At 43.0% G+C, this 16,005-nt stretch carries 11 protein-coding genes; 8 read left to right on the top strand and 3 right to left on the bottom strand.

Translation table 11 applies throughout. The features are described 5' to 3' along the window. Positions 1-86 precede the first annotated feature (86 nt). The gene (locus tag IX95_RS16280) at positions 87-2,360 is read left to right on the top strand and encodes a glycoside hydrolase (protein WP_038161899.1); all 2,274 of its coding nucleotides are present in this window, start codon (positions 87-89) and stop codon (positions 2,358-2,360) included. A 27-nt stretch (positions 2,361-2,387) separates the two neighbouring features. Here the strand turns inward: IX95_RS16280 and IX95_RS16285 are convergent, their stop codons facing one another. Continuing rightward, a complete protein-coding gene (locus IX95_RS16285; RefSeq protein ID WP_038161901.1) occupies positions 2,388-3,116 on the bottom strand; it encodes an alpha/beta fold hydrolase in 729 nt (242 codons plus the stop codon). 488 nt (positions 3,117-3,604) lie between these two features. Between IX95_RS16285 and IX95_RS16290 the strand changes: the two genes are divergently transcribed. From IX95_RS16290 to IX95_RS16305, 4 genes are all read left to right on the top strand, one after another. After that, positions 3,605-4,255 carry a TetR/AcrR family transcriptional regulator gene (locus IX95_RS16290; protein ID WP_038161903.1) on the top strand — a complete coding sequence of 217 codons (651 nt, stop codon included), beginning with the start codon at positions 3,605-3,607 and terminating at the stop codon, positions 4,253-4,255. 4 nt (positions 4,256-4,259) lie between these two features. Further along, entirely contained in the window at positions 4,260-5,576 is a 1,317-nt protein-coding gene (locus IX95_RS16295) for an efflux RND transporter periplasmic adaptor subunit (RefSeq protein ID WP_038161904.1), read from the top strand. Then, positions 5,573-8,674: an efflux RND transporter permease subunit gene (locus IX95_RS16300; RefSeq protein WP_038161908.1), complete on the top strand. Its 3,102-nt coding sequence runs from the start codon at positions 5,573-5,575 to the stop codon at positions 8,672-8,674. Before IX95_RS16295 ends, IX95_RS16300 begins: the two co-directional genes overlap by 4 nt. A 167-nt stretch (positions 8,675-8,841) precedes the next feature. Further along, entirely contained in the window at positions 8,842-9,597 is a 756-nt protein-coding gene (locus IX95_RS16305; RefSeq protein WP_051912589.1) for a hypothetical protein, read from the top strand. Between the two features lie 4 nt (positions 9,598-9,601). Here IX95_RS16305 and IX95_RS16310 read toward each other — a convergent pair whose 3' ends face one another. Next, on the bottom strand, positions 9,602-10,165 hold the full coding sequence (locus IX95_RS16310) for a porin family protein (RefSeq protein ID WP_038161911.1): 564 nt from the start codon (positions 10,163-10,165) through the stop codon (positions 9,602-9,604). An 87-nt stretch (positions 10,166-10,252) separates the two neighbouring features. Beyond that, on the bottom strand, positions 10,253-10,630 hold the full coding sequence (locus IX95_RS16315; protein ID WP_038161914.1) for a hypothetical protein: 378 nt from the start codon (positions 10,628-10,630) through the stop codon (positions 10,253-10,255). Between the two features lie 219 nt (positions 10,631-10,849). Between IX95_RS16315 and IX95_RS16320 the strand changes: the two genes are divergently transcribed. The 3 genes from IX95_RS16320 to IX95_RS16330 all read left to right on the top strand — a co-directional run bounded on the left by IX95_RS16320 (position 10,850) and on the right by IX95_RS16330 (position 15,661). Further along, positions 10,850-13,780: a hypothetical protein gene (locus IX95_RS16320; RefSeq protein WP_152562040.1), complete on the top strand. Its 2,931-nt coding sequence runs from the start codon at positions 10,850-10,852 to the stop codon at positions 13,778-13,780. Positions 13,781-14,303: 523 nt separating this feature from the next. Next, the gene (locus IX95_RS16325; RefSeq protein WP_051912591.1) at positions 14,304-14,588 is read left to right on the top strand and encodes a hypothetical protein; all 285 of its coding nucleotides are present in this window, start codon (positions 14,304-14,306) and stop codon (positions 14,586-14,588) included. Positions 14,589-14,890: 302 nt separating this feature from the next. Next, positions 14,891-15,661, top strand: coding sequence for a substrate-binding periplasmic protein (locus tag IX95_RS16330; RefSeq protein ID WP_081885440.1), 771 nt, complete (start codon positions 14,891-14,893; stop codon positions 15,659-15,661). Positions 15,662-16,005 lie beyond the last annotated feature (344 nt).

Below are 16,005 nucleotides of genomic sequence, written 5' to 3' on the forward strand. Positions count from 1 at the left end.
AATGGCTACGAATAGAGACAATTGGGTGACAATCATTTAAGCCGCCTCAGCTGTAATGAGCTCCTTAGTTTTTCAAGGAATCCATCATGCTTTTTCAAGCCAGTTCTTTAACGCGATATGCTGCATTGCCTTTGTTGGTATTAGCAACCAGTGCTCAAGCTCAAGCCATCGCTCTTAGTGACAAAAACAATCAGATTTCTATTTCACCGCAGGATTTAGAAATTAGCTGGAATGATCTCATTGTTAACAGCCAAGCGATGAAAGTGAATCAACATACTCAGGTGGCTTCTGATTTGGTATCAGTTTCAAAAACAGAAGCCCGTTGGACGCTTCAGCCAAGTGGTATTCGTGTATCGACAAAACTGGTTAAGGAGTCGTTAACAATAAGCTTCGCTGCTCCGAGTAAGCCAGCCATTAAACGTAACCAGCCGCTCACGTTAAGCTGGTTTGATTTGCCTCAGGAGCGAACCAAAACACTCTTTCTTCCTTTCAGTGAAGGCATGCGCATCCCGACAGACAATCAAGTATGGGCAGATTATTTGGCCGAAGAGTACTCTGGTTCTAATACCACCCAAAGCCTCAAGATGCCCTTCTGGACAGCACAACAAGACAATCGTTACATCAGCTATCAGTTACTGAATGCCACTAACAACAAGCTAAATTTCTCGAATACTCACCCCAAAATTGACATGTTGGCGGAGCATCAATTCACTCCTCTCAATCAACACCAAGATTTTACTGTTCAGATCAAGCTTGGTAATGATTGGATGGATGGAGCCAAAGCGTACAGGCAATGGCGCATTGATCATAATGAGTCAACGACACTCGCAGAAAGAATGAAGAACACCTCTCAGATCAAGCAACTGATTGGGGCAAGCCAAGTGTATCTGTTTGGTAAGGATTTGCTGAGCACCGATGATGTCACCAACTGGTGGGGACTCAAGCAGTGGTATTTTGAGCAGGCAGAGCTGACCATTCCTCCACAAGCACTCAAAGAGATTCAACCACTGAAAAAAGGTAAGGACTGGCTAAGTCGCTACCACAAGCAGTTGCTGGTTGATTCGCTCAATGATTCGCTACACCTGAAATTTCCTTCACCGGCACCGACACTCAGCAACAATGTGATTGCAGCTCAATACCATGCTGCCCAGCAGCAAAAGCAGTGGCTGAAAGAAAATGCGGCGTCTTATCTGCTCAAACCTGAGCGCTGGGGGCAAGCATTATCAACAGATATGTTGGCCAACTTAAAACAAGCTGGGCTCACCAAACTCTGGCTGGGTTTTGATAACTGGATGCCGGCGTTTTATCAGCCAAACGTCGTGGACGACGCTAAGCAAGCGGGCTATCTGGTCGCCACTTACGACTCTTACAACACTGCCATTCCTATAGGGCTTAATGACGGATGGCTGACGGCTCAGTTACCCGAACCAATGAGACAACATTGCTCAATAGAGCTTGCTAATGGAGAAAAGAAAAAAGGCTTCCGAGGCAACGGTTACTACCTTAACCCAAACTGCGAACTGGATTACGTAAAACAGCGAGTACTGGATATCGTCAAATATGGTCGCTTCAACAGCTTATTTCTCGACGTCGATGCCACCGCGATGGCAAGGGAAGATTACAGCGATGACAGCAACGAAAACGATATGCTCGAAGCTTTTAACCAGCGTATGGACTGGATAGCCAACCAAGACGGTCTCATACTGGGGTCAGAAGATGGTAACAGCCTGACAACCCGAGGCATCGCGTTTGCTCATGGTCTTGAAACCGTTGGCTTTGGCTGGACAGACAACGAAATGAAAAACGATGCTCGTTCACCGTATTTTCTGGGGCGCTGGTATCCAGACCACAAACCAGACTTTTTCTTTAAACAGGCAAAAGTAAAAGAGCCCTATAAAACCCTACTCTTTGCTCCGCAATATCGAGTACCTCTGTACCAGATCGTTTTCCACAACGAAGTGATCAACAGTCATCACTGGCACAGTGACAGCCTCAAGTTTAGTAATGTGCAAGCGGAGCGCGATTTGATCTCTATGCTCTACAACACGCCTCCAATGGTACACCTGACACGAGACGAAGCGAGTTCGCCTGAGAGCCCAAGGCTCAAAGCACTGGCTCATTATCAGCAAGGTTATACCCCCATGCATGAACAGCTTTGGGATAAACAGCTTACCGAGTTCAAATGGCTCGACAAGTCTGGGTTGGTGCAGCAAACGACGTTCAGCGATGGAAGTACGATCACCGCCAATTTCAGCTCGAAACCGATCACCTACGCTAACATTACGCTCCCAGCTCAGTCTGTACTGGCACAACTCAGCACTGGTCGAAATATCAAGTGGCAAGCCAATCCAAATCAATGACAACAGAGCGGCGAATACCGCTTTTATCTAGTGGAGAAAATGCCCGGTTTGAAGGTAGCTGATCGTTTGTTTCGCGACTTCGGCATCGTAGCGCATCGCAGTGTGACTCACGTCTAAGGTGATAAAATCTGCCATATTGCTGACTTTTGCTGACTCAACGGACACCAGCCCGTCATTGAGAGATTGGAACAGTTCGGCTGTTCCCGATGATTCTGAAGTACCAGCGATCACTCCGACTGGATAATAAGGAGGAGGCAATCTCTGCCCAAGGGATTGCTCTCCTGTTATCAGTGATTGGCTGACCTCTCCTGCAATCGACATCAGAAAATGCCCTTTCATACTATCAGCCACTTCGCTGCCTTTGTTCGGTGTGCCAAGCAGCACAACTTTACCGAGTCGCTTATCTTGCACAAGTCGTTCATCGTTTGCTAGATATGAGCGAATCGCCAAGCCGCCCAGTGAATGACCGACAAAGTGAACGGTGGAGTAACCTGATACACATTGATCAATCTGGGAGGTGGTTTCTTCTTTCCACTTCTGTAGAGACTGACCAATGGAAGAATAATTGAGACGACACACCGCATAACCTGCGTCAGCAAGGCTGTTTTTCAGGCCTCGCATCGCGAAGTCACTGCGGCCTAAACCATGAGCGACAACAACAAGTGGCGTATCAGGCGAATACATTGTTGTGGAAGTACAGCCCAACAATAGGCTGGTGAGTATGAATAGCGTCATCAGTTTAGGTTTGATATTCATAAGAAATCTCTGATTCAGGACAGCCTGTGAATTATATTTCCCCTTACTCGCATCCGAGATTCATTTAACGCCATTGTGCATTCACATCACGCCATTCTAGCTGCAATCTGTCGCACGAATTTTTCATAAATGAAATTTATAATTTCATATTTATCATTTAAATTAAATTTACATTAATGTTACTTTAAACGGCGTTGGTTACACTGATACAAAGTCATTCTAAAGACCACGAATACTTTATAACAGTTTGGATACGGAAATTAGACCAACAATCTCCAAACTAAAAAATTTAAATTGTTGCCCTTGTTTGCCCGTACAGTCTGCCCACTGTGCGGGTATTTTCTTTCAAGCCCACTCTACAAACTCTACTCTCTTCACAAAATTGCTTTAATTAATCATTTGATTAAATAGTGTTGAATTTTTCACATATCGGATACAAATACACCAATCTATAATTAATCAAACGTTTAATATTAGAGGCAGTATTCGTGGCTGATTCTCCCCGTAAAGCAGGCAGGCCGAGCAAAGACATCGATGCTCGAACTCAACTCATTGAACACGCCAGAGATCTCTTCACCGTAATGGCTTATGACAAAGTGTCGACCCGGTTAGTTGCTAAACGTGCGGGCTTGAATGTCGCTATGATTCGCTACTACTTCGGTAGCAAAGAAGGGCTGTTTGAAACCATGCTTCGAGAAACGCTCGAACCAATGAAGCAACAGCTCAAAACACTGGCAGCGGACAGCAATCAGAAGAACTTCCTCGATCTAATGCGCACCTATTATCGTGAAATGGTCAAAATACCCCAGTTTCCTCGGCTGGTCGCGCAAGTCATGAACATGCCACCGTCTGAAACACAACGAAAGCTATTGGAGAAAGTCTTTGACGACATTGGAAAACCGATGCAGCACGTCATCTTCGATCAACTGGCTGATAGTGGTGTACTACGTAAAGACGTTGACCCGACCTTATGCCGCGTTTCCTACGTTAGCTTAATGGTTTTTCCCTTTATTGCTCCGCAAGCCCTACTCAATATCCACGGTATTGAACTCAATGAAGAGTTCTTGAACCGCTTGTTCGAGCACAATATCAAACTTATGACGCAGGGTTTTCTGCAACCTTCACACACAACGGAATGACGTTATGAAACTCAATCGAAAACTACTCTTTTTCCCGGCACTTGCTGTCGGAATACTCATCTTAGTTCTCGCGGTTAAAATGAAGCCTGAGTTACCCGTCAAACCTGCTGGTGACCGAGCCCGACTGGTTGAAACTATGTCGCTCGAACTAAAATCGGTCGCCCCCATCGCCATCGGATTTGGCAAAGTGGCACCGAAGCTAGAATGGAAGGCAATTGCGGAAGTGACAGGCAAAGTGGTTTATCGCCACCCCCAACTCAACAAAGGGCAAGTGTTAAGAGCGGGAACGGAAATTCTCAGAATTGACCCACTCGATTATGAACTCAAACTTGTGCAGGCTCAGGCTGACCTTAAATCTTCTCAAACCTCTTTAGCCAAACTGACACTCGAAGAAGAAAATCTTAAACAGACGTTAAAGATTGAAACCAATCGTCTGAACATTGCTAACAAAGAGCTGGAACGCAAACAGAACCTGAGAAAGAAAGGGCTAACCTCTCAATCTGATGTCGACCAGCAAGAGCAGAGTGCGCTGTCACAGCGCAAATTAGTCCTCGATATCGACAATCAGATAGGCCTAATGCCAGATGAAAAACGAGTCGCGGAAGCACTGGTTAAAGTCAATGCCTCTAAAGTTGAAGAAGCACAGCGAGCACTGGAGAAAACCATTATTACGCTTCCATACGATCTCAGAATTGCTGATATAGAAATTGAGCAGAATCAGGTCGTGAACCTTCAACAAACCATGGTTACAGCGCACGGCATTGAAATAATGGAAGTGGAAGCACAACTCTCGATCCACGATATGCACACCTTGGCGTCGAGCCTTGGTGAGTTCGGTCGTGATTCTGATGGGATTCCGCAGCCTGACACCATTTTCATTGGTGCAACCATTGAACTGAACAGCGGTAATCTTAATGCAAGCTGGCCCGCGCGAGTGGCACGTATCAGCGAAACCGTTGACCCAAATCAGGCCACCGTCGGCGTCATCCTCGAAGTGCAACAGGATTACCGTAACCTTAACCCAACGTCTGTCCCACCTTTAGTTAACGGTATGTTTGTCAGAGCTAAAATTGAAGGCCAGGAAAACCCAAGCTGGGTCATACCAGAACGAGCACTGCATGGCGACCGAATTTACATCAAGGGTCAAGACAACAAGCTGCAGATACGCACAGTGAAAGTGCTTTATCGCCGCGACAATAACGTCATTATCGACGGCAATCTGGAGCAAGGCGAAAAACTGATCATTAACGATCTGCTGCCTGCGATTGAAGGTATGCTGCTTAAGGAAGAGAACCGTGGCGCAGAGGGGTCTGAATCATGATTCGATTCTTTGCTAAACACCCGACAGCCGCCAATCTGTTAATGCTGACGTTGCTGATTTTGGGTATCACTTCACTGCCTAATATAAAACGCGAAACCTTCCCCGAGTTTGATCCGCCTTACATTATGGCTGGGGTTACCTATCCAGGCGCTTCACCACAAGAAGTTGAGGAAAGCATCTGTGTACGATTAGAAGATGCCGTTGACGGCTTGGCCAACATTGAAGAAACCCAATGTGAAGCCATCGAAGGCTCTGCTCGTCTGATCTTAAAGCTGAACGAAAAAGCAGACATCGGCCGTATGCTAGTCGATGTTCAGACTCAAATTAACGCCATTAACGACTTTCCTCAGGAGATTGAATCTCCTGTAGTTCAGGAACTGGATTGGAATGAGCCTGTTGTGGATGTTGCGATTACTGCGGATACCACTTGGCCAGAACTGAAAGCCTATGCTGAACAGCTTAAAAGAACATTAAAGTTAGATTATGACGTCTCTCTGGTTGAAGTGGCTGGCTTCTCTGATCATCAATTTCGCGTGGAGCTGGATAATCAGGCTATGCGGCAGCTGGGTTTGAGTGTCGGCGACATTGCCGAACAGATTGGTCGCCAGAACGTCAAACTTCCGAGTGGTAATGTCGAAACACCAGATAAGAACTTTCTGATCCGTTTTGATGAAAGAAGAGTCACACCGCAAGAACTCGAATCCATTGTTGTGGGTTCAGGTCCGAACGGCTCGCTCATTCGTCTACGCGATATTGCGACCATTACCGATCGCTTCGAATTGGACGAGCAAAAGGTGCTGTTTGATGGTCACCCTTCTGCACTACTCAAAGTGAGCAAAAACAAAGAAGATGACGCGCTGAGGATCAAAGAGCGTGTTGCTCAGTTTGTTGAAGATCAACAAGCAATAGCACCAGACGGCGTGAAGCTTGAGCTGACCAATGATTTGTCGTCGGTACTCTGGGATCGACTGACCATGATGGTCAAAAATGGTTGGCAAGGGATCATCTTGGTGTTTGCAACTATGTGGCTGTTCTTTAGCCTACGCTATTCATTCTGGGTGGCAGCAGGGTTACCTGTAGCGTTTCTCGGTGGTTTGTTCCTCATGGCTCAATTGGGCCTATCCATCAACATCATGTCACTTGTCGGTCTGCTCATGGCCATCGGTATTATGATGGACGATGCGATTGTGATTGCAGAATCTATCGCCGCGCATCTGGATAGAGGAGAAAAGGTCGACGATGCAGTGACCAATGGCGTGAAAAAAGTTCTACCGGGTGTAATTTCGTCTTTCCTTACCACTGTGTGTATTTTTGGTAGTCTGCTGTTCTTGCAAGGTGAAATGGGTGCAGTACTTAAAGCCGTACCGCAGGTATTGATTCTGGTACTAACACTCAGTCTAGTCGAAGCATTTCTGATCTTACCTAACCACCTTTCGCACTCATTACACAAAGAGAAAAAGGAAAAGCCACCAGCAAAGTTCAAACAAAAGCTGCTCGATGGATTTGAAAACTTCCGTAATACCAAATTGGTCAGTGCGGTTGAGAAAGTCGTAGAATACCGTTACGCCTTTATTGGTGGCGTCTTTGCGTTACTTCTGATTTCAGCGGCAACGTTAGCAGGCGGGTTACTTAAATTTCAGCCCTTTCCTGAGCTTGACGGGGATATTGCTGAAGCACGAATCATTCTTCCTCCTGGTTCTTCCCTCTCTCAAACCGAAGCGGTGGTCGATAAGATCGTCACCTCAGCCCGAGAGCTGGATAAAGAATGGAGTGAGAAAGACGAAAATGGCACACCATTGGTTCAACACATCACTAGCCAGTTCAACGCCAATGCGGACGCCAATGAGTCTGGGCCTCACATCGCCACTGTGCGCTTAGATTTACTCGGTGCTGAAAGCCGGAACACATTGATTGAGGAATTCATTGCAGCTTGGCGTGAAGACGTCGGCGAGCTCGCTGACCCAATATCTTTGGTCTACAAACAACCAACAATGGGACCGGGCGGGCGTGCCATTGAGATCCGTGCTAAGCATGATGATCTCGACGCACTAAAAGCCGCTTCTATCGAAATTCAGCAATATCTCAATGAGTTTGATGGCGTGCACGGCGTGTTGGATGACATGCGAATGGGCAAAGAGGAAGTGTTAGTCAAACTTCGCCCCGGTGCCGAAACCTATGGCGTAAACGGCCAACTCATCGCCAATCAGTTACGCGCTGCCTTTTTCGGCCAAACGGCAGACGAAATTCAGGTAGGTGTGGAGAACATTTCGATAGAAGTGCGTTTGGACAAAGTCCAAGCTGGGGATCTGCAACAATTGGCCAACTTCCCTATCATTTTATCTGATGGCAGCCAGATCCCGCTGGCCACTATCGCTACTCTGGATTTCCAACGTAACTATGTGCGAATCCAACGCATTGATGGGCTGCGTACCATCAGCGTATTCGGAGATATCGATAACACCAAAGCCAATTCCACAGCCATCATCGCCCAGTTCCAAAAAGACGAAGCGCCTAAGTTGATGCAGAAATACCCGGGGCTACGCTTCGATTTTGAAGGCGAAGCAAAAGACACTGCGGAAACGGGCGCTTCAATGGGTAAAGGCTTCTTACTTGGGCTATTTGGTGTGTTCGCCATCCTTAGCTATCAGTTCCGTAGCTATCTCGAACCATTCGTGGTGATGTTAGCCATTCCATTGGCATTTGTTGGTGTCGTCTGGGGGCACATCCTGCTCGGTCACTCACTCAGCATGCCTAGTTTAATGGGCTTTGTTTCCCTTGCAGGGATTGTCGTCAATGATTCCATTCTACTGGTTCAGTACATCCGACATCATGTGGACGAAGGAGACAATGTTCATGACTCCGTTGTCAAAGCAAGCCGGGAACGTTTCAGAGCTGTATTCCTCACTTCTATGACCACAGCAGCCGGTTTATTACCCCTGTTAACTGAAACCAGCTTGCAAGCGCAAGTTATCCAACCATTAGTGATTTCAATTGTGTTTGGTATCTTCGCTTCAACTCTACTGGTGCTGTTTATGATCCCTGCCGCGTACGCCATCCTCGCCGATTTTGGCGTAGTGCGTAAGCATGAGGAGATTTAGTATCTAGCAACTAGCGCTTGAACAATGAATGTTTGCAGCATTCATTGTTCTCTAGCCGTCTAAGTGAACAGCTCATATCAATTATTGTTAAATTTTCTTATGGGATTGCTAAACTTAATGATAAAAAAGAAAGCGATAAGATAAGCCGCCCCAGGAGTAAGTTGTATATGAGACTCAAATATAAAGTGTTTTTGACGTTGTTTGTTGGGTTATTCATTTTGGCCATCCTGCCAAACGCCATTGACTATGACAGCAGTATCGAAAGAAAAAATGACATTCTTTTTGAGTCAAACACCCTGTTCATCATTACTTTTGTTTATCTCATCTCTCATCATCTTGTGCTTTTCAATCGCTTCATTAAATGGGGCTTTATCTTATTGATTGCCAACCAGTGCTACGACATTGCAACCGAGTTCGACATATTGGATAGATGGAGCGATAACAATGACCTTCTCCATACCTTAATTAAAGACGGAACACTGCAAGCTGCTTACCTTCTTATCGCATTTGGTATGGCAAAGTTGATGGATACGATGGACGAAAGATCGTTTACCGATGAGCAAACTGGCTTTTTTAATGACAGATTGCTGTTTTCCACTACTCGTAGACGATTTGATCTTATCTGCCTTAAATTAAACTTACTTAAGGATCAAAGAAGTCGAACAAGCCGTTTAGAAACAGAGCATATAATTAGCTTTTTCACACAAGTTGTTAACGAAACTAGAAGTAGTAAAGAACAGATTTTTAGAATTAGTGATAACGAATTTGTTATCTTGACGACAAGAAAAAAAGGCGATGCCTTCATATCAAACATTGGTTATCATTTGGATGAAGAAGGTATCACCTTTCAGTATGTAATAGAGAGCTCAAACCCTAGGCGATTGAAAGGAGGCTTAATAAAACTGAGAAGTAAATTAAGCTAAATAATTAAAATCGATAAACCAAACCTAGAGAAATTTCAGTCGTATTCATATTTACAGGAATACTACCTTGAGATATATCTAGATTGTAATACGTGAAGCCAATATTAGCATAAAGATTGGAAAATACTGATGTGGTAACCCCTACTCCCCAATACAAATCGTTATCGTAAATATGGTCATTTTGTTGTGTATCAATATCCCATCGATGATAGCCGAGCTTACCGTAAATACTATTGTCTTTAAAAATCGCTATATCACCCAGAGGAAGCCGTGGCACAATAGATATCCCCACACTCTTCACCTTATAATCTCCAAACTGGTCAGGAGATTTTATGCTCCCCAAGTCGTGAAATTCACCTGATAAGGATAAATAACGATTAAAACTGTATCCGATAGAAAATTCGTAAGACGTGTCCTTATTCAATATATCAACACCCGTGGAGTTGCTTTCTGAAAGCTTCCCGACACCAGCGCCGACGAAGATCGAAGCATGAGCTACCCCAGCAACCAACAGTGACACGATTCCGGCGAATAGCCAAAATAGCATCTCACTAACTCGAACTCTCATTACGCTTCCTTATACGTTATTTAAGATAAATTAAGTTTCATTATTTATATTTTTTCATTTTCATTCAATTAGGAATTTTCTTACATCTCAATCACTTTCATATATATCAAATATTTGGTTAATTTTATTGTCATCCAAGAAGCCATTAGGTAAATATGCGCCGACCAGAATATACCCAGTAACGTAGATCACGTTCCCTACATCGGTGGCAATAGCTTCAGGTGTTTTATACATTTTAATTTCCAACTTATCTAAGTTTGTTCTACGTACATAACATGACTTTTCGCCTTCTACTCCTACACAAAAATATTTTTCGTTTGATCTTTTCAATACTTCTTCAACATCTATATTGTTTTCTGAGACAAACTCGATGTAATCAAGAGGTTCCGTTGTCCAAGTATTGTAAATTGAAGTGCAAGCAGACACTAATAGACATGAAAACAAGATCGAGAGTTTTAACATCATATTTCACTTAAGTTTTATGAACTCCAAATTGAGTTATTAATAACTCACATTGATACACTAACCACTATAAAATCGTATCTTAGATAACGTTAAGATAAAAATTTAGCCATGTAAGATTTTACTTACAATAACAATTACTGTGATGAGATTCGATTTAATCATAATAAATACGATTATATTCACAACTGAATATCAATAAATCATTGTCAGGCAGGACTTATGAAAAGGCTAAAAATATTAATACCTATCTTATTATCAACACCAACATATCAGGTGCTTGCATATAATCCAGATTATGCAGCTTGGGGTGGAGCTGGTACAGGGACTTGCCCTGAGAACTATCGTTCAGTGACATCTGAAGAGGCAAGAAATCCGTCGTTTCTTCCTGTAGTGGAAAGAATGGATCGTACCAAGAGAACCAGTATCTATCTCATTGATAACGGAAGAACGTCAATGACTTTGGATGGAGGCTCTGCCTACATTTTCCCAATCCCAGCTTCGGATAGCGAAAGGAACTATCAACAGATTCTCTGTTACTTAACCAACACAGCTATTTTGGAGAGATTATCAGGAACGACTGAGCCAACTATAAGCCCAGCAAGGCTCGGCTCTCAATATAGTCTTTCAAGTCGAACAGCTTCAAAAAACTGGATCGTTGATAATGTCAAAGAATACAAAGTAGAAGTGGTCGACGATACAGCTGTTATTGGCAACCATGCCCCAACCTATATAGGCAGTGCAAGTTCACTCGGTGAAATGACTTTACTATCTGAGATTAGCAAAGTGTTCTCCGAAGATAGTCCTGCGTCTATACCAAAAGAAGAATTGAAAGTTACAAAAAACTCTCTCAAGTTACCTAACTCAATCGCTGGCGTCGTAAAAGATGGAATGGAGTCTGTCATCAGCCTCGAGGAAATTTTAGCAGCACGAGAATCGGCAGTTGAGGCAGCAAAAGAAGTAAAGTCAGCCGCCGCTGAGAGAACAATACGCCAAATTGACACTTTGATTGATGAGGTTGCAGGTGAGGTTTCCTCTGCACGACCACGGCCCTTTAACCATAACTTACTTTCTGGCTACAAAGATCAATTAAAAGGCATTACCAGTGCAGATGGAAAACTAGACCTCTACCAAAAAATTCAACAAAGGCTTCAGAACTCCTCGCTGGACCAATATAAGACAGCGGCCCAAAACATTGATGATTCGATGAAAAAGTACCGCGCAGATATCGATTATAAACCCAACAAAAAGTTATCTTCGTATAGCTCAGCGGCAAAACCTAAAGTAAAAGCATTAAAGGTTGTAAAGGGAATTACATCTTCTCTTTCTGTGGCAGGAGATATTATCGGGTTTGCTTTAGATATCGCGCTTATGATGGAAGAAAAGCCTGACCAATTCGTCTACGTTGGAGCCGCTGCTACCAATCAGGAAACAGCGAATGGTTACGCTACCTCTATCATTAGAGAAGCACTTGCAGTCAAAGGGCTTAGTGAAACATATAAAGCGCGGACTGAAGCAATGGCTAAAGCGATTCAGGTCCTAAATCCAATATTTCTTCCTACTTCTGAATACCTGGGCACAAATGAACAAAGATGGACCAATGTACTATGGATATTGAATGAGAAAGCTCTGCTCCAAGATCTTAATAAAGGCCAAGTTATTTTCGGCGATTACACCCGAGATGGAACCAGAACTAAGTGGTATCCCGAAAAACTGCCTGACACCGTCGAACCGCTATCCAGTGAACTGAACAATGCAAAATATGGGTTGCAACAAAGCAGTACATTAGTCGCTATGTTAGGAACAGTGGAATCAGGACGTGATTATGATCCTCAGCTAGAAAATACCATTGCTTACAACTCCTTTAAAACCTACGAAAATTCTGTGGTATCAACAATCAATTCAAAACCATCTCAAGAGGCTTTTTCATGGGCGCTTAGCGAGTATTTCAAGAGTGCAAGCGAACTAAAAGATGAAGTAGAAAGATTTAAATCATACAGCAACCTCTATAAAACCGCTGTGCTATGGGCTCTGTATGAAGCTTCAAATAGCAACTTTCTAAATGAGGATATGTCGTATTTTTCTGAAGACTTTGATTTTATTTACAACAAAGCAACAAAGTTACGTGATTATTATGGCAATTTAGTTTCTGATGCTAGCCCTACTGGAAAAGAAACATTAACTATTGATATCACTAATGCCGCTAACGAATTATTGGACATAATAAACTCTTCTATTAACAACTTAACAGATAACCAAGTTATAGCTCTTCTGGAAATAATCCAGCAGCAAGCCAATAATGAAGTCTTTGGTAGAAACAGAGATGACAGTTGGTATCAACTATTTCAGGAGGAAGGAGAATCACAAGCTGACAATACAACTCGTTTAGTTGGTCTATTTGAATATGCTATCGGTGCCGTCACGGAAGACTCTGCAACATCTATCGACAAGGCGAATATTATAGCTAATGAGTCGTTACTTGCAGTTGAGGGGATTGCGGAGAACTGGGTAGCTTCTGATGTATTTAAAATCAAAGGCAACTATTATACGCCTCTTGGGGCAATGGATCAGATTGTGTTTGAAGCCGCAAGCGGCGGAGAAACTGGGCCCTATAGGTATGATCGAGTAAACAATACAGTCGGCGAAGACGTTAATGCACATAGCTACTTTTTTGACGTGCTAAACCACCCGCTATATCGTGATTTAGTGAAAAAGAGAGACATTAAGTACCCACATTGGCGTGGCTGGTATGGCACCGCTACCAGCGACTATGATGTTGCCCAGGAGAGTAAATTCAATAACTGGATATATGTTGATTTGTCACATCAAAAATTAATCAACCAAGCGATTGCAGTTATGGGGTGGAAGAGAAGACACAGCCTTTCAGGTTACCCAGAATTCCTTCCTGATACGGCAACATTTGGGATGCCACTGCCAACTAAAAGTAACAGTGATTCGATAGGAGATGTTTCTGCTTATAGTGTTATGGACTCCTTAGGAGCCGCGCTAACTTATTACAGAGATTTGAATGATGTACCTAATACCTATGATGTAGTCAACAGTATCCATAGCTATAAAAACTTATATCATGCTCCGACTGGCCGTAAAGTCCACACCGAGGATACTTGGAAGTGGTTTACATGGAACGACTAACTCGCCCTTTCACAATATACATTCCTAACATGTCTTTATGGATATAAAGTATGCCCGCGAGAGTATAAGCTCTCGCAGGGCATCTCCCTTTAATACTATCGATAAAACCTCTGATTATCATATTTTTCCTTGCGCCGTTAGGGGGTTAACATATCCGATAGCTTCACCAACTTATCTTCAATTGGGCTCAAAGTAGAAGCGATAATTAATACCTATGGGAGGGTCGGTTTTTCCTGTGGGAATATTCTTACCTATCAGTATTAACACATAAAATTTATTACTTAATCTCAAACTAAATAATATAAGAAATTGATATTGTTATATTTACAATACGTAGGAATTTCTCTATTGATAAATATAATATTAAAAATAAAATACCAACTCGATTCAAAACAACTCACTAATGAAGTAACTAAGGAGTTTATATGTATAATCAACTTTGCGATCTGCTTGATGAAATTGGATATACGTTTGATCAACATGAGTTAAAAGCGTATGCGCTAAGAGCCCAGAAAATAATATCATGAAGTCTTTACTGGCGACGGCCAAAGACATGTCATTTGACCTCAGGACTGACCGTGAAAAGTCTATCATTTCTTCAATTGCCTCTGTGCCTAACATAGACCAAGTTGAAGCGGTCAATCAGCTAAAAGTTTACATAAGCTCTGATGATGACCAACGCAATGCCATGAGAGATAAGCTTCTATGGGGTGTAGTTAGAAACAGTGAAGAATTTAATATTCTTTTAGTTCTGAATGGAGAGGCTGTTGAACGATGCAATCCGAACAAGAAATACGCTCGCGCTTAGATGAATGCCTTGCACATATTGAAAGGTGCAATCTAGACATCAATCGCTTAGATATACAGGATATCCTCATTTCCTGTATATCTAACGATCAGATACACATTAACAACCTAGGCGACATAATTAACTTTTCCGTTGAAGACAGCTCATTTTTGATCAAAACGGCATTTAGAAACACCAAAGAGTATCAGTCCCTTAGTCAGTTCATGAAAGAAAAGTAAAACCAATACTCACCACGTAAGTGGAAGAAGCATGATCGGTGGGCTATAGATCCTTAGCAAGGAAGCCGCTTAATCGGGTGCGCAATGATAAGGTTTTACTTAGCGCTAATATCTTTAACGATGCTTGATCATGTTAACGCTGAGTGTTCGACACTCGGCATTAGCGGCTATGACAGCTGGTACCCATACTCCGTCTTTGCTGATGACAAATACACAGGGCTTATTCCTGAAGTGATTTACAAGGTATCTGTAGAACTAGATTTCGATGTAAAGGTTACACCAGCTCGCCCATGGAAAAGGCAGTTGAAGGATCTGGAGTTTGGTAAACTAGATGCACTCGTCGGTGTTTACTATACCCAAGAAAGAGCGGAAAAATTTTTGTACTCATACCCCATAGTGCAAGATTCGGTTCATATCTTTGTGTTGGCGAGTAACAGGTTTAGGTTTCATACTTGGGAAGATTTGCGCGACAAAATTGGTGCTATGCCACTAGAAGCGGGAGTCTCGTCTAGTCATGAGTTTGATGAGTACGCAAGTAAAAACTTAAACATTATTTCTGCCAACGATACCCAACAGATGATTAATATGCTTGTTGCTGGTCGCGTTGACTACATGGTTTCTACCTATGCTGACGGCTTACATTTGGCGCAACAGAAAGGGCTATCTGACAAAGTAGTGCCGCTGAATCCTCCGATCAATGTCAACAATGTCTACTTGGCTTTCTCAAAGAAATCTCCCTGCTCTCAGATAATCACTCGATTCAACGAAACTTACCTTGATCTGGTGGAACAAGGAAAGTTGGGCGATATCTACTCAGAATTTAACTCGAAGCTACCAATGCATCTTTTTAACTAAAGATAAACGCCTACAGCACTCCCTGTCCCTTCCTACTCTCCAACGCCTTTCCCAGTCTTCATGACGTTGTCAGTACTACCATTTAGGTATTACGCACCGTTTAGACTAGAATTAGTAATAATTTTAAAATTAACAAGGGGAGGAAGCATGTCACTAACACCTACTCACCTATGTTGGCAGCACTTATGCACAATCACCAACTTCATATACAACAACACACCCATCTTCATTCCTAAATCACTCTTCGTGAGCAACGGTTTTACCTTCAATTGGGCAATGAGGTTAATAAATCTGTCACATTTCCTTCATATATCTAAGTGCAGAGGTAAGAATTTTCTTATATA

Source organism: Vibrio sp. B183 (assembly GCF_000740665.1).
In the GTDB taxonomy this organism is placed as follows: Bacteria; Pseudomonadota; Gammaproteobacteria; order Enterobacterales; family Vibrionaceae; genus Vibrio; species Vibrio coralliilyticus.